Annotated in this window: 12 protein-coding genes; 5 read left to right on the plus strand and 7 right to left on the minus strand. The window is 60.7% G+C overall.

The window, feature by feature from the left end:
* Window positions 1–99: 99 nt before the first annotated feature.
* The 3 genes from QQJ86_RS22120 to QQJ86_RS22130 form a co-directional block, all read right to left on the minus strand.
* A complete protein-coding gene (locus tag QQJ86_RS22120; protein ID WP_284323143.1) occupies window positions 100–1,029 on the minus strand; it encodes a 5'-nucleotidase in 930 nt (309 codons plus the stop codon).
* A gap of 52 nt (window positions 1,030–1,081) precedes the next feature.
* Window positions 1,082–1,843 carry an NAD kinase gene (locus tag QQJ86_RS22125; RefSeq protein WP_284323144.1) on the minus strand — a complete coding sequence of 254 codons (762 nt, stop codon included), beginning with the start codon at window positions 1,841–1,843 and terminating at the stop codon, window positions 1,082–1,084.
* Between the two features lie 230 nt (window positions 1,844–2,073).
* On the minus strand, window positions 2,074–6,996 hold the full coding sequence (locus QQJ86_RS22130) for an NAD-glutamate dehydrogenase (RefSeq protein ID WP_284323145.1): 4,923 nt from the start codon (window positions 6,994–6,996) through the stop codon (window positions 2,074–2,076).
* Window positions 6,997–7,490: 494 nt separating this feature from the next.
* Here QQJ86_RS22130 and QQJ86_RS22135 point away from each other — a divergent pair, with 494 nt between their 5' ends.
* Both QQJ86_RS22135 and QQJ86_RS22140 read left to right on the plus strand, forming a co-directional pair.
* On the plus strand, window positions 7,491–8,684 hold the full coding sequence (locus QQJ86_RS22135) for an efflux RND transporter periplasmic adaptor subunit (protein ID WP_284323146.1): 1,194 nt from the start codon (window positions 7,491–7,493) through the stop codon (window positions 8,682–8,684).
* Between the two features lie 11 nt (window positions 8,685–8,695).
* The gene (locus QQJ86_RS22140; RefSeq protein WP_284323147.1) at window positions 8,696–11,929 is read left to right on the plus strand and encodes a multidrug efflux RND transporter permease subunit; all 3,234 of its coding nucleotides are present in this window, start codon (window positions 8,696–8,698) and stop codon (window positions 11,927–11,929) included.
* 137 nt (window positions 11,930–12,066) lie between these two features.
* Here the strand turns inward: QQJ86_RS22140 and QQJ86_RS22145 are convergent, their stop codons facing one another.
* From QQJ86_RS22145 to QQJ86_RS22155, 3 genes are all read right to left on the minus strand, one after another.
* The gene (locus QQJ86_RS22145) at window positions 12,067–13,227 is read right to left on the minus strand and encodes an acyl-CoA dehydrogenase family protein (protein ID WP_284323148.1); all 1,161 of its coding nucleotides are present in this window, start codon (window positions 13,225–13,227) and stop codon (window positions 12,067–12,069) included.
* 90 nt (window positions 13,228–13,317) lie between these two features.
* Window positions 13,318–13,722 carry a type II toxin-antitoxin system VapC family toxin gene (locus QQJ86_RS22150; RefSeq protein ID WP_284323149.1) on the minus strand — a complete coding sequence of 135 codons (405 nt, stop codon included), beginning with the start codon at window positions 13,720–13,722 and terminating at the stop codon, window positions 13,318–13,320.
* Window positions 13,723–13,734: 12 nt separating this feature from the next.
* Window positions 13,735–13,986 carry a type II toxin-antitoxin system Phd/YefM family antitoxin gene (locus QQJ86_RS22155; protein WP_284323150.1) on the minus strand — a complete coding sequence of 84 codons (252 nt, stop codon included), beginning with the start codon at window positions 13,984–13,986 and terminating at the stop codon, window positions 13,735–13,737.
* Window positions 13,987–14,117: 131 nt separating this feature from the next.
* Here QQJ86_RS22155 and QQJ86_RS22160 point away from each other — a divergent pair, with 131 nt between their 5' ends.
* The 3 genes from QQJ86_RS22160 to metH all read left to right on the plus strand — a co-directional run bounded on the left by QQJ86_RS22160 (window position 14,118) and on the right by metH (window position 19,038).
* On the plus strand, window positions 14,118–15,044 hold the full coding sequence (locus tag QQJ86_RS22160) for an ArsR/SmtB family transcription factor (protein ID WP_284323151.1): 927 nt from the start codon (window positions 14,118–14,120) through the stop codon (window positions 15,042–15,044).
* A gap of 12 nt (window positions 15,045–15,056) precedes the next feature.
* Window positions 15,057–16,142, plus strand: coding sequence for a homocysteine S-methyltransferase family protein (locus QQJ86_RS22165; protein WP_284323152.1), 1,086 nt, complete (start codon window positions 15,057–15,059; stop codon window positions 16,140–16,142).
* Between the two features lie 211 nt (window positions 16,143–16,353).
* Window positions 16,354–19,038 (plus strand): methionine synthase, encoded by a 2,685-nt coding sequence (metH, locus tag QQJ86_RS22170; protein WP_284323153.1) that lies wholly within the window; start codon window positions 16,354–16,356, stop codon window positions 19,036–19,038.
* A gap of 42 nt (window positions 19,039–19,080) precedes the next feature.
* On the opposite strand, the gene QQJ86_RS22175 is transcribed toward metH, so the two are convergent.
* Window positions 19,081–19,410 (minus strand): lipid-A-disaccharide synthase N-terminal domain-containing protein, encoded by a 330-nt coding sequence (locus tag QQJ86_RS22175; protein WP_284323154.1) that lies wholly within the window; start codon window positions 19,408–19,410, stop codon window positions 19,081–19,083.
* Window positions 19,411–19,498 lie beyond the last annotated feature (88 nt).

Raw genomic sequence — 19,498 nt, forward strand, 5'->3', positions numbered from 1 at the left:
TTCATGGACTCGCCCTCGCTCGTTACAGAACGGTGGATAGTTTTACTCTCCACCGCTGGCCCATGAGGCCTTATTTAGCGCGGGGGCGAGTCCATGTAATTACGGGTTGCTTACCCCATGCGGCACATGCCCTGTCGCGACATGCTTGCGCGCAGATTCCACATTCGCCGGCGAGTCATCGAAAAAGATATCTGCGCCAAAAGCATCCAGGAACGGCCCTTTGTCGCGCCCACCGAGAAACAGCGCCTCGTCGATGCGCACACCCCAGCGGCGCAAGGTAAGAATCACGCGCTTATGCGCAGGCGCGGAACGCGCGGTAACCAACGCGGTGCGAATGGGGGAGTTCTCTGCAGGAAACGCCGCCTGAAGGCGATGCACCGCGGTAAGAAAACCGCGGAACGGTCCAACCGACAGCGGCTGTTCGGCCAGCTCGGTTTCGTTGCGATGAAAGGCTTCCAGACCTTCTTCGCGCGAAACACGTTCGCCTTCATCGCCGAAGATCACCGCATCGCCATCGAACGCGATACGCAGCTGCTCGCTGGCACGCGGCGGCGCAGTGGAAGGCAGAATCGTTGCGGCTGCCACGCCCGCCTTCAACGCACGACCAACATCTTCGGCATTGGCTGAAAGAAAAAGATCCGTCTTGAACGGTGCAATGTAGTCGGACGTCGGCGCACCGCTAGTGAATGCCGCACGGCTGATCTCCAACCCGTAATGCTGGATGGAATTGAAAATGCGCAGCCCCGTGTCACCCGAATTGCGCGACAACAGGATGACCTCGACCGGTGGCACGTCACCTGCGAGCTTGTTGAGGCCCAGCAGTTTCTGCACCAGCGGAAACGCCACACCAGGTTGCAGAATCTCGTCCTCGTGTTCGATCTGGAAACCGCGGTAGGCATCCAGCCCTTCCCGTTCGAACAAGGCATGGCTATCACCAAGGTCGAACAACGCGCGCGATGAAATGGCGACGACCAGCTGGTTATCGCCGTTGGTGTTGGAATCCTGAGTGGTTTTGGTCGAGCGTGCCATGAGGATCAATCTAGCGCAAAAGCGTAGGTTGGGGTGCAAACCCCAACCGACATCAGTCCTGCGCGAATTGTTCGTCCAGGATGCGCTGCTCCAGATTGTGCTCCGGATCAAACAGCAGCCGAACACCCTGCTCACGGGACTGACGCACTTCCACCGAGCGCACGTTGCGCACTTCCAGAAAATCCGCGGTGGCACTGACTGGGCGCTTGCCGGGATCGAGTACACGCAGACTCACCAGCGTGCGATGCGGCAGGATTGCGCCACGCCAGCGGCGTGGACGAAACGGACTGATGGGCGTAAGCGCCAGCACGTTGGCGTCCAGCGGAAGAATCGGACCGTGTGCGGAAAGGTTATAGGCGGTGGAGCCGGCGGGCGTGGACACCAGGATGCCGTCGCACACCAGGTTCGGCAGCTTCACAATGCCATTGAGCTTCACTTCGACGTGCGCGGCCTGGTTGGTCTGCCGCAACAGGGATACTTCGTTGAAAGCGAGGGCGTTGCGCGTTTGGCCATCGCCATCGATCGCTTCCATCTCCAACGGAAATAGCTCCGCCGCGTGGGCACGTGCGATGCGTTCGGGGAGCTCATCCAGATGATGCTTGTTCATCAGAAAACCGACGCGTCCCAGCTTCATCCCATATACCGGTATGCCAACTGCGCGATGAGCATGCAAGGTGCGCAGCATGAAACCGTCGCCGCCAAGCGCGACGATCACCTCTGCATCGGCAGCGGGCACGTCGCCATAGCGTTCCACGAGTTTGCGGCGCGCTTGCTGGGCAATGTTGGTTTCGCTGGCGACGAACGCAAGACGCATGGCTTGAGATCCATCTGTTTGCTTAGGCGATCGAGCTTACGATACGTAGCGTGAGCTGACTATGCTTGGGCTCATGCTCCCTCCCCTGCGTGCAGGGGAGGGTTGGGGTGGGGTCGCGTCAGCTTGCCGTATAGCTTGAACTCACCGCGAGGTTGAAGACTTCACCCCACCCCAGCCCTCCCCTACTGCACGTAGGGGAGGGAGCAATGTTCGGCGAGAGTGAACACCACTTATGTCACTGGCACCTGCGCCAACTGCGCCAAACGACGCACCGCCACCGAAGCAATCGGGTAATCCGCATTCTGCGTGAGGATCTCCGCCAGCATGCTGCGGGTGTACTTCAACGTGGCGTCATCGCGGTTGAGCCATGCCTGCACCGGCGACACGTCGCTGCTGCTACCGGTCAACCCCAACACCTGGATCGCCAGCGCGCGATGCTGGTGACTGAGTTCGTCCAGCAGCGAGCCGCGTGCCTGTGCATGCCAATGGCCTTCGACCGGCAACGCTTCGATCTGGCCGCGCAGCCATTCCAGGTCCAGTGCCTGGCCGAGTTCGAAGAACACATTGGCCACCTTGGCGATCGGCTGTCCGGTCTGCCGCGCCACTTCCACCATGTCGAGCATGGCGCGCAATTCCGGAAGCTTCGCCAGACGCAGTGCGAGATCAGTGGGCAGGCCCAAGCCTTCCCATTTCTCCTGGCTGGTGGCGAAGTCGGCTTTGCCGGCCGGTGTCAGCACGTCGGGAAGCGTGGCGCTGAGCTCGGCCACCGCGGACTGATAGCGCTCGACGTTGGCAGCGATTTCCAGCGTGCCGCTCGGGCGGCTGAGCAGCCAGCGCGTGAGATGCCGCAGCTGCGACCAAACCTGCATGATCGCATCGACCTGTGTGCTCTCGGCGACCTTGCTGTCCTGCGCTTCGATCTCGGCCCACAGCTCGCGCGCGCCAAGAATTTCGCGCACTGCTGTATACGCCTTGGCGATCGCTGCCGGTCCCTGCCCCGTGTCTTCCTGCATGCGCATCATGAAAGTGGCGCCCATACGGTTGAGGGTGGAGTTGGTTACCGCGGTGGCGATGATTTCGCGTTTCAGGCGATGGCGCTGCATGTGCGCGGCGTACTTCTCGTGCAACGGACGCGGGAAATAACGCACCAGTTCCTTCGACAGGAACGGATCTTCCGGCACGTCTGAATCCAATAGCTGCTGATACAGACGAATCTTGTCGTACGACAACAGCACTGACAGTTCAGGACGCGTCATGCCCTGGCCGCGCGTCTTGCGATCCGTAAGCTCCGCTTCGCTGGGCAGATTTTCCACCTGGCGATCGAGCAAGCCTTCGCTTTCCAGCGTGCGGATGAAGTGCGCCATCGAGCCAAGACGCTTCACCGACTGACGCTCCATCAGCGTGATGGCTTGGTTCTGGCGATAGTTGTCCCACAGCACTAGATCGCCGACCTCATCCGTCATGACCGCAAGCTGGCGATTGCGATCATCGACGCTCATCTCGCCGCGCTGCACGGCATCGCTGAGCAGGATCTTGATGTTCACCTCGTGGTCGGAGGTGTCCACACCGGCGGAGTTGTCGATGAAGTCGGTATTGAGCAGCACGCCATGCTGCGCAGCCTCGATGCGGCCCTTCTGTGTGAAGCCGAGATTGCCGCCCTCGCCCACGGTTTTGCAACGCAGTTCCGCGCCGTTGATGCGCAGCGCGTTGTTGGCGCGATCGCCCACGTCGCCATGCGTTTCGCTAGCCGCTTTCACGTACGTGCCGATGCCGCCGTTCCAAAGCAGATCCACCGGCGCCTTGAGAATGGCGCTCATCAATTCGTTCGGCGCCATGTGCTGCACATCGGCTCGCAAGCCAAGGGCCGCACGCACTTCCGGCGAAATCGGAATCGACTTCACGCTGCGCGGCCACACTCCGCCGCCGGTGGAGATCAGCGATTTGTCGTAGTCATCCCAGCTCGAACGCGGCAGCTTGAACATGCGTTCCCGCTCGACGAAGGATTTGGCCGTATCGGGTTTGGGATCGAGGAAGATGTGACGATGATCGAACGCGGCCACCATGAGGATGTGCCGCGACAGCAGCATGCCGTTGCCGAACACGTCGCCCGACATGTCGCCGATACCTACGCAGGTGAAATCTTCGCTCTGGCAGTCGCGGCCCAGTGCACGGAAGTGGCGCTTCACCGATTCCCACGCACCCTTGGCGGTGATGCCCATGCCCTTGTGGTCGTAGCCATTCGAGCCGCCGGATGCGAACGCATCGCCCAGCCAGAAGCCGTGTTCGATCGAGATCGCATTGGCGATATCCGAGAACGTAGCCGTGCCCTTGTCGGCCGCCACCACCAGATACGGATCGTCATCGTCGTGACGCACGACATCGTGCGGTGCCACCACCTTGCCCTCCACCAGGTTGTCGGTGATGTCGAGCAGCCCGTTGATGAACAGGCGATAGCAAGCAATGCCTTCCGCCAGCTGTGCATCGCGATCGCCGCCCACCGGCGGATGCTTGACGAAGAAACCGCCCTTCGAACCCACCGGCACGATCACGGTGTTCTTCACCATCTGCGCCTTCACCAGGCCCAGCACTTCAGTGCGGAAGTCTTCACGGCGATCCGACCAGCGCAGACCGCCACGCGCCACCGGGCCGAAGCGCAAATGCACGCCTTCCACGCGTGGCGAGTACACGAAGATCTCGCGATACGGCACCGGCTTGGGCGCGTCCGGCACCTGCTTCGAATCGAACTTGAAGCTGATGTAATGACGATGCGCATCGTCCCATTTCTGATAGAAGCTGGTGCGCAACGTGGCGCGGATCGTATTCATGAAGCTGAGCACGATGCGCTCGTCGTCGAGGCTGGCGACGTCATCCAGCAGCGACTTCAGTGCCTGCCACAGCTCGTGGATCTGCTGGTCGCGCTTCTCGGCCAGCGCCTTGACGATCCCTTCGATCAGCTCCGGCTTGGTCTTCTGAGTCTCGACCGGAATCAACGCCTGCATCTCGCGGCGCAGATCGGCCTGGGCCTTTTCCAGCTCAGCAGCGCCAAGCAGTTCGCGGCGCGGATCAAACTTCGCGCCGAACAGCTCAATCAGGAGCCCGGCAATCGCCGGATAACGATTGAGCGTCTCCTCCATGTAGCTCTGCGAGAACGCGATGCCAACTTGCTGCAGGTACTTGCAGTAGCCGCGCAGCATGGCGACCTGACGCCAGTCGGCCTGCGCCAGCAGCACGAGGTTGTTGAAGCCATCGCTTTCGGCCTGGCCGCGCCACAGTGCCTCGAAACCGCGCTCGAAACGATCGCGCAGATGCGTCAGGTCGAACTTCAGCGAGTGCTTTGTCTTCAGCTCGAAGTCGTGGATGGTGAGCGTGCGGCCTTCGCTTTCCAACGTGTAGACATGCTCGGCCAGCATGCGCACGCCCATGTTTTCCAGCATCGGCAGTGCTTCGGACAGCGGTATTGGCGCGCCGACGTGGATCACCTTGAAACGCAGGCTCTGGTCGCGGGCGTCTTCGTACAGATGCAGGTGAATCGAATCGTCGCTCTTGAGCGTGGTGAGTGCGGTCACGTCCAGCGCAGCTTGTTCCGGCGCCACATCTTCGATGTAGCCCGCCGGCAACAGTTTGCCGAAGCGGTTGAACAACGCCACGCCTTGCGCCTCGCCCACTTGGCCAATCAGGCTGTCGCGCAACCCGTCGTACCAGTTGCGCACGATGTGCTGCAGGCGCGCCTCCAGTTCCTGCACATTGAATTTCGGATGTTCGCCCAAGTGCGGACGCACGGTGACGTGCAGACGCGCCAAGGCGGATTCGCCCATCAGCACGTTGGAATCCAGGCTCTCGCCGTGGAACACGTCGAGCAGCATGGCTTCGATACGCTCGCGCACCGATGTGTTGAAACGCTCGCGCGGCACAAATGCCAGGCAGGTGAAGAAGCGGCCATAGCGATCGCGGCGCACGAACAACCGCGTGCGGGCACGCTGCTGCAACTCCAGGATGCCGGTGGCGGTAGCGAACAGCTCGTCTTCCGTGCTCTGGAACAGCTCTTCCGGCGGCAAGGTTTCCAGGATGTGGCGCAACGCTTTGCCGGAATACGCATCACGCTTCAGGCCCGAGCGCGCCATCACCGCTTCCACGCGCTGACGCACCAGCGGCACGTCCTGCGTACGTGTCATGTAGGCATTGGAGGTGAACAGACCGAGGAAGCGCTGCTCGGAAACCGGTGTGCCGTTGGCGTCGAACTTCAGCACGCCCACGTAATCCATGTTGCCGGCGCGATGCACGTGCGAGCGCGCATTGGTCTTGGTCAGGATAATCGCGTCGTATGAACCGGATTGCGGCAGGTCGTGCGCGGCCAGCGAACGCAAGGAACGCGGCGCTAGCGAGCGCTCGCTCTTGTGCAGAATGCCCAGGCCCGACTCTTCGATGGGACGCAACACTTCGTCGTCGCCGGCTTTCGCCACTTCGTATTCGCGATAGCCCAGGAAGGTGAAATTTTCGTCCGCCAGCCAGCGCAGGAATTCGCTCGCCTCTTGAATTGAAGCCGCATCCAGCGGCAGCTTGCGATTGGGCAGATCCGCTGCAATCGACAGCGCCTTCTCGCCCATGGCACGCCAGTCGCGCACGGCTGCGCGCACATCGTCCAATGCGTCTTCGATACGCTTCTTGAGCTGCGCCTGGATGGTTTCGTCGAGGATGCTGTCCACCTCGAAATGCATCACGGATTCTGGCGCGCCGTTATCGTCGCCAATGCGTTGCAGCTGGCCGCTCGCATCGCGGCTCACCTTCACCACCGGATGCAGCACCAGGTGGATCTGCGAATACTCGGACAGGATCATGCTCGTCGTGTCGACCAGGAACGGCATGTCGTCGGTGATGATTTCCACCGCGCTACGCGCCGTATGCGCCGCGCTGATGACACGTACCGCTGCGCGCTGGGGTGTGCGCTGCTGCAGGAAATCGAGCAACCCGGTGATCACCTGGGCCCACTCGGCGGGCGTGTGCAGGTCGACGTCGGTGCTGGCGATGCGCGCGAAAAAGGCGCCGATAAAAAATTGCGCCTCATCAAGGCGCTTGGTCGGATAACCGCTTTTTTTCAACTCTTCGAATACGACAGACACAAGAGGAATGTCGTTGGCCGCACGGATCGCATTCATGGCTTCTACTTAAGAAGTGGAGATGATGGGGTATGTGGAGCAGAAAGCCTTAAAAGGATACGCTTCGTGTTGCACTGAATCTATCGGCAGCGCAGCAACACGCGTTGTGCAAATCTCTTCCCATTGCGGTGCAGCTCGATCGAATGTCGCTGTTGTGCGTGCGTCATGACCGTCATTTCCGCGCGCGTAGGAACGACGGCCATGAGGGTTTCACTGCACGGTCTGATGAGCCACTGCCCAGCCTTTGCTTTGTTCACAACAAGGCAATCGATCGCCCGTGCCGCAAGTCATCCTCGCGAAAGGCTGGATTCCCGTGAAGAATAAATTGTAAACTGACCGGTATAGTCTTGTTCGGATGTCCGCTTGGCGGGACCATCGACACAGGAAAAGTAAACCCGAATCCTATAAACGTAAGCCTTTCCGGCCGGAACAGCCGGGCGCCGGGCGAGCTACGCCCGTCCACCATCCCGATTTACGCAAGTCATGGAGTTCTCATGAAGTCGACGTCAACGCGCACCCCGGTGCTGTGCCTGAGCCTGCTGGCACTGGCTGCCTGCAGCAGCAAGACGCAAGGTCCGCCCCAGATGCCGCCGCCGACGGTAGGGGTGGTTGAAGCCCAGTCGCAGAACGTGCCGCTGACCAAGGACCTGGTGGGTCGCCTGTCCGCGTATCGCAGTGCCGACGTGCGCGCCCGCGTATCGGGCGTACTGCTCAAGCGCGTCTATACCGAAGGCACGGACGTGAAGCAGGGCCAGTTGCTGTTCCAAATCGATCCGGCAACCTACAAGGCCGCCCTCGCTAACGCCGAGGCATCGCTGGCCTCCGCCCAGGCCAGCTACACCAACGCCCATGTCATCGCCAACCGCGATCGCCAACTGGTGCCGCAGGGCTACATCTCGCACCAGCAGGTGGATACCGATGAGGCCAACGAGCGCTCGGCACAAGCCGCGGTCAGGCAGGCCCAAGCCAACGTGCAGACTGCCCGGGTCAATCTCGGCTACACCGACGTAACTTCTCCGATCGACGGCCGGGCCGGCGAGCAACAGGTGACCGAAGGCGCGATCGTCGGCAATAGCACTACCGATGCGGGCGCCAACGCCACCTTGCTGACCACCGTGGACCAGCTCGACCCGCTGTACGTGAACTTCACCCTTAGCGCCGCCGACCTCGACACGCTGCGCCACGCTCAGGCCAAGGGCAACGTACAGCTGGCTGCGCAGGACAAGACCACAGTGCAGATCACCCTGCCCAGCGGCGCCAAGTACGATCAGCCCGGCACGCTCAACTTCTCCGACACCTCGGTCAATCCGACCACCGGCGCGATCAACCTGCGCGCCGTGGTGCCGAACGCCGACCGCCGCCTGCTACCAGGTATGTACGTCACACTCACCGCCAACATGGGTGCGCTGAACAAGGTGTTCCTGATTCCGCAGGCTGGCATCCAGCGTGATCCCGGCGGCGCCTACGCCCTGGTGGTCGGCAAGGATGGCAACGTCGCGCAGAAGCGCGTTACGGCGGACACCATGCTTGGCCATGACTGGATCGTCAGCAACGGCCTGGACTCGGGTGACCAGGTAATCGTTTCGGGCGTCCAGGGCGTCAAGCCAGGCGCGCCCGCCAAGGCGACCCCGTGGAAGCCTGATCAGGCGCCGGCCGGCCAGGGTCCTGCTGCCGCTGGTCATCAGTAAGGAGAACACTGATGCCGAGTTTCTTTATCGATCGCCCCATTTTTGCTTGGGTGGTCGCCATTCTGATCACCCTGGTCGGCATCATTTCGGTGCTGGGCATGGGTGTGGAGTCCTACCCCAACATCGCGCCGCCACAGGTGACGGTAACGGCCACCTTCCCGGGTGCCAGCGCCCAGACCATGGAAGATACGGTCACCAAGGTGATCGAGCAGCAGCTCACCGGCGTCGATAACCTGCTGTATTTCAGTTCGGCATCGAACTCGAACGGCACATCCACGATCACGCTGAGCTTCGCCACCGGCACCAACCCTGACATCGCGCAGGTGCAGGTGCAGAACAAAGTGTCGCTGGCGCAGCCGCAGTTGCCGGCCGCGGTGACGCAGCAGGGCGTGGTGGTGGCCAAGGCCAACCCGGACTTCCTGATGTTCGTGGGTCTGATCTCCAACAATCCGGAGATCGACAGCAACCGCCTCAGTGACATCGTCGGTTCGCAGGTGATCAACCAGATCGGCCGTATTCCCGGCGTGGGCAGCACCTTCCAGGTGGGCTCCGAGTACGGCATGCGTGTGTGGTTGAACCCGGACAAGATGCAGGGTTACGGCCTTTCGGCTTCCCAGGTGGAAGGCGCGATCTCCGCCCAGAACGTGCAGTTCGCTGCCGGCTCGCTGGGCTCCGATCCCGCCCCCAACGGGCAGAGCTTCACCGCCACGGTGTCGGCCGAGGGGCTGTTCAACACGCCCGAGCAGTTCGGCAACATCATCCTGCGTGCCAATCCGGACGGCACCGTGGTGCGCATGAAGGACATTGCACGCATCGAATTTGGTCCGCAGACCTATGGCTTCGTCTCCACCTGGAGCGGTCAGCCAGTGGGCGGCTTCGGTGTGCAGTTGCTGCCGGGTGCGAACGCGCTGCAAGTGGCCGAGGCCGTGCGCTCGAAGATGGACGAACTGTCCAAGGACTTCCCGCAGGGCGTTACCTGGTTCGCGCCGTACGACAGCACGCCGTTCGTGCGCGTGTCGATCAATGAAGTGGTACACACGCTGATCGAGGCGATCATCCTCGTCTTCTTCGTGATGCTGATCTTCCTGCAGAACATCCGCGCCACGATCATCCCTACTTTGGTGATTCCGGTTGCTCTGCTCGGCACCTTCATCGGCTTGGCTCCAATGGGTTTCACCATCAACCAGCTCACCCTGTTCGGCATGGTGCTGGCTATCGGTATCGTGGTGGACGACGCGATCGTGGTGATCGAGAACGTCGAACGCATCATGACCGAGGAAAACCTGCCTCCGAAGGAAGCCACGCGCAAGGCAATGGGCCAGATCACCGGCGCCATTGTGGCCATCACGGTGGTGTTGGCGGCCGTGTTCGTGCCCTCTGCCCTGCAGCCGGGCGCTACCGGCGTGATCTACAAGCAGTTCGCGCTGACCATCGCAGTATCGATGGGCTTCTCCGCGTTCCTCGCGCTGTCGTTCACCCCTGCACTGTGCGCGACCATCCTCAAGCCCACGCACGAGGAAAAGAAGAACTTCATCTATCGCTGGTTCAACAAGACCTTCGACTGGGTCACGCACACCTATCAAGGTCACATCGGCAGTGCGGCCCGCCACGCTCCTCGCTGGATGATCGTGTTCGCGCTGATCGCCATGCTGGCTGGCTTCCTCTACACCAAGCTACCCACCGGCTTCGTGCCTAACGAAGACCAGGGCTTCGCGTTGGCCATCGTCAGCCTGCCGCCCGGCGCCTCCCTCGAGCGCTCCGAACAGGTCATGAAGGAGGTCAAGGACACGCTGGACCACAGCCCGCTGAAAGATGATTACGTCGGCATGTACCAGATCAGCGGCTTCAGCTTCGTGGGCCGCAGTGAAAATGCCGGCATGGTGTTCATCAAGCTCAAGGACTGGAGCGAGCGCTCGATCACCGCTGATGATTTCATCCGCCAAGCCAACGGCGTGCTGCATTTTGGCATTCGGGACGCGGTCATCTTCGTGGTGAACCTGCCGACCATCCGCGGCCTCAGCCAGTTCGGTGGCCTGGACATGTACCTGCAGGCACGCAACGGCCAGTCGCGCGCCGAGTTGGGTCAGGCCATGGGCATGTTGCTTGGCAAGGCGTCCCAGAGCCCCGTGCTGTTCGGCACCCGGCCGAACATCCTGCCGGATGCACCGCAGTACAACCTCGCCGTGGACCGCGTGCAGTCCGGGGCACTTGGACTGTCGGTAAGTGACGTGTACACCGCCATCCAGCTGATGCTGGCGCCGGTCTACATCAACAACTTCATCTACGAAGACCGCGTGAAGCGCGTGATGGTGCAGGCTGATGCAGCGTATCGCATGGATACGGATGCGCTTAGCCACATCTACACGCCCAGCTCGCTGAGTACCAGCACCACGTCGAGTACATCATCAAGCACGTCGAACAGCACGAACTCGCCGTACGGCCCGTACAACATGATTCCGCTGTCCAGCGTGGTGCATTCCACGTGGAGCATGGCCGCACCCTCGCTCACTCGCTATAACGGCTACCCCGCAATCGAAATCGTGGGTGATTCCAATAAGGGCTACTCCACCGGCCAAGCCATGGGGACCTTGCAGGGCTTTGTGAGCAACGACCTGCCCCACGGCTTCGGCGCTGACTGGACCGGCCAGTCGTACCAGGAACTGCTGGCCGGCAACTCGGCCACGCTGTTGATGATTCTGTCGATCTTCATCGTGTTCCTGTGCTTGTCAGCCCTGTATGAAAGCTGGTCGATTCCGGTGGCGGTGCTGTTGGTCGTGCCCCTGGGCCTCTTGGGCATGGTGCTCGCATCCATGCTGCGCGGCTTTCCGAACGACATCTATTTCAAGATCGGCATGGTGACGGTGATCGGTCTTGCCGCGAAGAACGCGATCCTGATCGTGGAATTCGCGGTAGAGCAGCAGGCCGCAGGCCAGACGCTGTTCAACGCCGTGGTCACCGCGGCCCGCCTGCGACTTCGCCCGATCCTAATGACCTCGATGGCCTTCATCCTGGGCGTGCTGCCGCTGGTGACGTCCACCGGTGCCGGGTCCAACTCCCGCCACGAAATCGGTACCGGCGTGATCGGCGGCATGCTGTTCGCCACCTTCCTCGGCCTGCTGCTGATTCCGGTGTTCTACGTCAGCGTGCGTCGCATGCTTGGCGACAAGATGGACGAAACCACGCACAAGCTGGCTCGCCATGAGCATCAGCAGCCCCTCGATCCGGACCCGACTCGCGGGCATTGAGGCGGAAGCTGAAGCGTCAACGGAAAAGCCCCGGCACTGCCGGGGCTTTTTTTATCGCTGTTTATGTAAGCTGGGGAACCCCAACATCGCGATACTTGCGCGTGTCGAAGCTGGGGCTTGCTCCCCACCCTACATGATCAACGCAAGCCCGTTTCCGCGCGAGCAATCACCAAACGCTGGATCTCGCTAGTGCCTTCGTAGATTTCCGTGATCTTCGCGTCGCGGAAGTAACGCTCCAGTGGCATTTCTTTCGAATAGCCCATGCCACCGTGAATTTGCACCGCCTGATGCGAAATCCACATCGCCGCCTCGGAAGCGACCAGCTTGGCAACGGAGGCTTCAGTGCCGAAACGTCCACCGTTCTTTTCCGCTTCGCCCTTCGCCCACGCAGCACGCAGCGTCAGCAGTGTGGCGGCATCCAGCTTGCACTTCATGTCGGCGATCTTGGCCTGCGTCATCTGGAACGTACCGATCGGCTGACCGAACGCCTTGCGATCGCGCGACCACTGCAGCGTCGCTTCGTATGCAGCGCGTGCGATACCCACCGCCTGCGAAGCGATGCCGATGCGGCCGGCGTCGAGTACGCCCATCGCGATCGAAAAGCCCTTGCCTTCCTCGCCCAGTAGATCGTCCTTCGGGCAGACGTACTCGTTGAGTTCGATTTCACAGGTCGCCGATGCACGGATGCCAAGTTTCGGCTCCGTCTTGCCTGCATGGAACCCAGGGCGCTGCGTATCGATGATGAAAGCCGACACGCCTTTCGCGCCAATGCCCGGCGTGGTGATCGCAAACAGCACGATGTAGCGCGCTACCGGACCGGACGTGATCCAGCTCTTCTTGCCGTTGATTATCCAGTCGCCATCGGCATTCTTCGATGCGCGCGTGTGCATGGCCGAGGCATCCGAACCTGATTGCGGCTCCGTCAGCGCGTATGCACCGATCGCATCGCCCTGCGCAATTGCACGCACATACTTTTGCTTCTGTTCTTCCGTACCGTGCTTGAGGATGCCGTTGCAGAACAGCGAATTGTTCACCGACATGATGGTGGAGGTGGCCGCATCCGCCGCGGCGATCTCGATCACCGCCAGCGCGTAGCCGATCGGATCCAGCCCCGCGCCGCCATATTCATGCGGCACCTCGATGCCCATCAGGCCGAGCTGACCCATTTCGCGAATGTTGTCCAGCGGAAACTCGCCCTTGGCATCGAGTTCGGCCGCCACCGGGACGATGCGCTTCTGCGCGAAATCGCGCGCGATGGACTGGATGGACAACTGGTCTTCGGTGAAACGGAAATCCATGAACGGCTCCCGGGGGATAAGGTGGGGAAAGCCGCTTATTTTAGCTGCGGGGGATGTGCAGGCCTTGCTGCGGGGCAGCAGAGCGCAACGCTAGCCCAAAAATGGATTAAGTAATGGCACTTGAAAGCGCTCGAAATCCCGTGTGTTGCGAGTGACGACCGTCAGCTTATGGACGATTGCCGTAGCAGCGATCATGGCATCTTCATTCGTAGTATCCGACTGCCGATGCATAAGGTTGGCCCAACAGCGGAATGTAGCGACATCCATGGGCAGCACGTTATAGGTCGCAACCACTTGTTCAAGCCACGTCTCAATGATCGTAGCCTTGCTTAGATCCTGTTCGCGCGTGAGTTCAACACCCGCCTGAATTTCGCCCAATGTGACGGCGCTTAAATGCAGATCGGTTTCGCCAATACCTTCAATCCATGCAACGACTGCACCGTGCGGACGCGGTTTGCGCAACTCCGAAACAATATTGGTATCCAGCAAAAACACGCATATCCCCGCTTAGGTCGAAGGCGGTCGGCGACGGTGTGCGCCGCGTTTGGGAAGATCGAAATCTACGCGGCCGACATCAGAGAGAAGCAGCGCCTTTAGCGAAGGACGTGCCGTCTCTACCAGTCGTCGCCATTCGGCAATGGGAATCAGCACTGCGGTTTCCTCACCGCGTCGGGTGATCAGTTGCGCGCCTTCCACAGTGCAAGCATCGAGCAGTTCGCTGAAACGGGCTTTCGCATCTTGTACTGGCCAGGTGTGCATAAGGATCACCCTCAAACTAGTCATGTGACTAGTCTATCATCCCTATCCAGGTCACAGCCCTTCAACCCTTGACGCTTCATCATCTCGCGCCTAACCTTACGCATCTCTCTATCGCGATATAAGGATGCACGATGGATCTGGCCACCGCCTCCAGCGTGTTGCGCCTGCTGGCGGACCCCACTCGCGTACGGCTGTTGGCCCTGCTTGACCGGGAGGAGCTGACCGTGGCCGAGCTGGCTGCGGTACTGCACTTGGCGCAGCCGCGTGTATCCACCCATTTGGCCAAACTGAAAGAAGCCGAGCTGGTGCGCGATCGCCGCGCGGGTGTTTCGGCCTATTACCGTGCCAACAGTGAAGGCGACGAGCGCCAGCACGCCCTGATCCGCTCGTTGCGCGAAAGCATCGACGACGCCCTTCTGCGCGAAGATGCCGCACGTCTGACTGCCGTCCTGGCCCAGCGTGCCAATCAACATGGCTGGGCCGACACGGTGGCCGGCGACATGGAGCGTCATTACTCGCCCGGCCGCACCTGGGAAACGCTCACGCGCTCGCTGCTGCAGTTGCTGGAAACCGGTGATGTGTTGGATATCGCCTCCGGCGACGGCGTCACGGCTGAACTGCTTGCGCCGCATGCACGCTCGATCGTTTGCGTGGATGCCAGCGAACGGGTGGTGGAAGCCGCGGCCAAGCGACTTGCCCCGTTCCGCAACGTGGAAGTGCACTTCGGCGACATGCATGCCTTGACATTGGAAGCCGGGCGCTTCGACCTGGTGTTGATGCTGCACGCGCTTACCTATTCCGAACACCCCGCCAAAGCCGTGGCCGAAGCAGCACGTGTACTGCGATCCGGCGGAAAATTGCTGGCCGCGACGCTGGGCAAACACGATCATCGCGCCGTGGTAGAGCCATTCGACCACCGCAACCTCGGCTTCACCGAGCACGATCTGCGCAAGCTGGCCACACAGGCCAAGCTCGATGTGATCAGTTGCAATCGCCTCAGCCGCGAGCGCAAGGCGCCACATTTCGAAGTGATCAGCTTGCTGGCGCGCAAACCTTAAGGAGCCCTCCAAATGAGCACCCTACCCTGGCGTCATGCCGATCGCGTTGCTTCGTTGGAAGCTGCGCTGCGCGAACGCATCCTGATTCTTGACGGTGGCATGGGCACAATGCTGCAAGGTCATCAACTGGACGAAGCCGGCTTTCGTGGCGAGCGCTTTGCGGAAGGCCGCGACGGCCAGCATGCGCACGCACACGATCACCCGGGCGCGTGCGATCTGAAAGGCAACAACGACCTGCTCACCTTGACCAAGCCGGAGATCATTCGCGGCGTCCACGAAGCTTATCTGGAAGCCGGTGCCGACCTGGTTGAAACCAACACCTTCAACTCCACTCGCATCAGCCAGGCTGATTACCATCTCGAACATCTCGCGTATGAGTTGAATCGCGAAGGCGCCACACTCGCCCGTGCCGCCTGCGATGCGTATACCGCGAAAAATCCAGCCAAACCGCGTTTTGCGATCGGCGTTCTCGGCCCGACCAGCCGCACGGCTTCGCTGTCGCCCGACGTCAACGATCCCGGTTTTCGCAACGTCACGTTCGAAGAATTGGTCGACAACTACACCGAAGCCGCCAGTGGTCTGCTCGATGGTGGTGCCGACATGATCATGGTGGAAACCATCTTCGACACGCTCAACGCCAAGGCGGCACTGTTCGCGTTGAGCGGGCTGTTCCGCACGCGCGGCAGCCGCGTGCCAGTAATGATCTCCGGCACCATCACCGATCGCTCCGGCCGCACGCTATCGGGCCAGACTGCCGAGGCGTTCTATTACTCGGTCAAGCACATCCGTCCGCTTTCTGTAGGCTTGAACTGCGCACTGGGCGCAGCCGATCTGCGCCCGCATGTGCAGACGCTGGCCAATGTTTCCGATTGCTACGTCAGCACACATCCGAATGCTGGCTTGCCCAATGCGTTCGGCGAATATGACGAAACACCGGCGCAGATGGCTGTGGTGATCGGCGGTTTTGCGCGAGATGGGTTGCTCAATATGGTGGGCGGCTGTTGTGGAACGACGCCTGCGCATATCAAGGCGATTGCGGAGGCGGTGAGTAAGTATGCGCCTCGCGCTCTGTCGGTTGAAAAGAAAGAAGCGGCATGAGCAGAAGACTGAGTACCCCGCTCATCTTCATGGTCGTCATTCCCGCGAAAGCGGGAATCCATCTTCGCCTTTTGCATCAGGGCAACATGGATTCCCGCTTTCGCGGGAATGACGGCCTCATAGGCTACCGCTGCTATTCCGCAAGATTCATCCCTCACCCCAACCCTCTCACCTAAGGGAGAGGGAACTGTCCGGCGCAAGATTCCCCTTCATGAACACCACCCGCCACACCCGCCTCTCCGGCCTCGAGCCCCTGGTCATCACACCAGATCTGCTGTTCGTCAACGTCGGCGAACGCACCAACGTCACCGGCTCTGCGCAATTCAAAAAGCTCATCAAGGAAGATCGCTACGAAGAAGCCGTGGAAGTTGCGCGCCAGCAGGTGGCGAACGGTGCGCAGATCATCGACGTGAACATGGACGAAGGATTGATCGATTCGGAAGCCGCCATGACGCGCTTCCTCAATCTGATCGCGGCCGAACCGGACATCGCGCGCGTGCCGGTGATGGTGGACTCGTCCAAATGGAGCGTGATCGAAGCCGGCCTGCGGTGCCTGCAGGGTAAAGGCGTGGTCAATTCCATCTCCATGAAAGAAGGCGAGGACATATTCCTCGAACACGCGCGCAAAGTGCTCGAATACGGCGCCGCCGTCGTGGTGATGGCATTCGACGAGCAAGGCCAGGCCGATACCTGTGAGCGCAAGGTGGAGATCAGTTCGCGCGCCTACAAACTGCTCACCGAAAAGCTGGACTTCCCACCCGAAGACATCATCTTTGACCCCAACATCTTTGCCATCGCTACCGGCATCGAAGAACACAACAACTACGCAGTGGATTTTATCGAAGCCACACGTGAGTTGAAGAAACGCTTTCCGCTTAGCCACGTGTCTGGCGGCGTATCCAACGTCTCATTCTCGTTCCGCGGCAACAACACCGTGCGCGAAGCGATTCACTCCGTGTTCCTGTATCACGCCATCAAAGCCGGCATGGACATGGGCATCGTCAATGCCGGCGCGTTGATGATCTATGACGACGTACCGGAAGAACTGCGCGAGCGCGTAGAAGACGTCGTGCTCAATCTCCGTCCCGACGCGACCGAGCGCCTGCTCGAAATCGCCGACCGCTACAAGGCGAAGAAAGGCGAAACGATCACCGAAAGCCTCGCCTGGCGCGAAAAACCGGTCCACGAACGCCTCGCCCACGCACTCGTGCATGGCATCGACCAGTTCGTTGACGAAGACACCGAAGAAGCACGCCAACAAACCACTCGCCCACTCGACGTGATCGAAGGCCCGCTGATGGCGGGCATGAACATCGTCGGCGACCTGTTCGGCGCCGGCAAAATGTTCTTGCCGCAGGTGGTGAAGTCTGCGCGTGTGATGAAGAAGGCAGTGGCTTATCTGCTGCCGTATATCGAAGAGGAAAAACTGCGCACCGGCGACGCCGGCAAGAACAACGGCACCATCGTGATGGCAACGGTGAAGGGCGACGTACACGACATCGGCAAAAACATTGTCGGCGTAGTGCTCCGCTGCAATAACTTCGAAGTGATCGACCTGGGCGTGATGGTGCCTGCACAAAAGATCCTGGATACCGCGCGCGAACATAACGCCGATCTGATCGGCCTGTCCGGCCTGATCACGCCGTCGCTGGAAGAAATGAGCCAGGTTGCGCGCGAGATGCAGCGCCAGGAGTTTCACATTCCACTGCTAATTGGCGGCGCCACGACTTCGCGCGCGCATACGGCATTAAAGATCGAGCCGCACTACAAAGCTCCAACGGTGTGGGTGAAGGATGCCTCGCGCGCCGTCGGCGTAGCGCAGTCGCTGGTAAGCAAAGAATTGGTTGACAACTTCATGGCGAAGATCCGCGCCGAGTACGCGGATATTCGCGAACGCCACAAGCAGCGTGGCGCCGCCAAGACGTTGGTCCCGCTGGAACACGCACGCAAACAGCGTTTTACCTGCGACTGGGCGAACTACACGCCGCCGCAACCGAACAAACCCGGCATCACCGTGTTCGACGATTACGACTTGGCCGAACTGCGCACGTACATTGATTGGACACCCTTCTTCCAGGCATGGGAATTGGCTGGGCGCTATCCCGCCATTCTTAAAGACGACGTAGTCGGCAAGCAGGCCAGCGAGCTGTTCGCCGATGCCCAGACCATGCTCGATAAAATCATTGCCGAGCGCTGGCTGACGGCCCGCGCAGTGATCGGTTTCTGGCCCGCCTTCAGTACCCGCGATGACATTGAAATCCGGCTGACGGAAGGAACGCGCCACCTTCATCATCTGCGCCAGCAAGCCGAAAAACCCGTAGAGCGCCCGGACTTCTGCCTCGCCGATTTCATCACGCCGAAGGAAGCCGGCAAGCAGGACTGGATCGGTGCGTTCGCCGTGACGGCCGGCATCGGAATCGAAGCGCACGTGGCGCGCTTCGAAGCAGCACATGACGATTACTCCGCCATCCTGCTCAAGGCACTCGCCGACCGCCTTGCCGAAGCCTTCGCCGAGCGCATGCACGAACGCGTGCGTCGCGAGTTCTGGGGCTACCAGCCGGACGAGGCACTGAACAACGAAGCGCTGATCGACGAGCAGTACCGCGGCATCCGCCCTGCTCCTGGCTATCCCGCTTGTCCGGATCACACAGAGAAAGCCACGCTGTTCGAGCTGCTCAACGCCACGCACAACGCCGGCATCCAGCTGACTGACGGCTTTGCGATGTATCCCACTGCAGCCGTTTCCGGCTGGTATTTCTCACACCCGAATAGTCAGTATTTCGTAGTGGGACGTGTCACGCGCGAGCAAGTGGACGATTACGCAAAGCGCAAAGGATGGACGCGCGAGCAAGCAGAGCGTTGGCTGGCGCCTAATCTCGATTACGACCCAGAGTAGGCTGGGGTGACAACCCCAGCCTACCGTCCGCTGACAAACCGGTTACACCTCGCCCCCAACCTCATCCCTTCCGTGATGCCGCAAATGCGTCACCAGGTTGTACACCGATACGAACACCGGGAAGAAGTTGGAAAGAATACCCACCGAATCGTTCTTGCCGAACACAAAGTAGGCCAGCAACAGCGCACTGCCCGTTACCGACATCCACCAGAACGATAGCGGCATCACCACGCGCTTGTATTTGCGCGTGTAATACAACTGCACGAACCAGCGGCCGGTGAACATCAACGTCCCCATGTAGCCGATGACCTTCCACGGTGTTACGTGGAAGTTCTGCAGGGATTGCAGGATGTGCGAGAGATCGAAGTGCATGGGACGCGGCCGGTTGGCAAAGGGGAACGGGGCATTTTAGCCGCCCCGCGGTGTGAGAGCCTGTTCAATATCTCCCCGTGGTTTGCAT

The organism is Dyella acidisoli, from assembly GCF_030160295.1.
Classification (GTDB): Bacteria; Pseudomonadota; Gammaproteobacteria; order Xanthomonadales; family Rhodanobacteraceae; genus Dyella_B; species Dyella_B acidisoli.

Coding starts and splice junctions, on each gene's coding strand:
- QQJ86_RS22120 (WP_284323143.1), bottom strand. CDS start 1,029: ATGGCACGCTCGACCAAAACCACTCAGGATTCCAACACCAACGGCGAT.
- QQJ86_RS22125 (WP_284323144.1), bottom strand. CDS start 1,843: ATGCGTCTTGCGTTCGTCGCCAGCGAAACCAACATTGCCCAGCAAGCG.
- QQJ86_RS22130 (WP_284323145.1), bottom strand. CDS start 6,996: ATGAATGCGATCCGTGCGGCCAACGACATTCCTCTTGTGTCTGTCGTA.
- QQJ86_RS22135 (WP_284323146.1), top strand. CDS start 7,491: ATGAAGTCGACGTCAACGCGCACCCCGGTGCTGTGCCTGAGCCTGCTG.
- QQJ86_RS22140 (WP_284323147.1), top strand. CDS start 8,696: ATGCCGAGTTTCTTTATCGATCGCCCCATTTTTGCTTGGGTGGTCGCC.
- QQJ86_RS22145 (WP_284323148.1), bottom strand. CDS start 13,227: ATGGATTTCCGTTTCACCGAAGACCAGTTGTCCATCCAGTCCATCGCG.
- QQJ86_RS22155 (WP_284323150.1), bottom strand. CDS start 13,986: ATGCACACCTGGCCAGTACAAGATGCGAAAGCCCGTTTCAGCGAACTG.
- QQJ86_RS22160 (WP_284323151.1), top strand. CDS start 14,118: ATGGATCTGGCCACCGCCTCCAGCGTGTTGCGCCTGCTGGCGGACCCC.
- QQJ86_RS22165 (WP_284323152.1), top strand. CDS start 15,057: ATGAGCACCCTACCCTGGCGTCATGCCGATCGCGTTGCTTCGTTGGAA.
- metH (WP_284323153.1), top strand. CDS start 16,354: ATGAACACCACCCGCCACACCCGCCTCTCCGGCCTCGAGCCCCTGGTC.
- QQJ86_RS22175 (WP_284323154.1), bottom strand. CDS start 19,410: ATGCACTTCGATCTCTCGCACATCCTGCAATCCCTGCAGAACTTCCAC.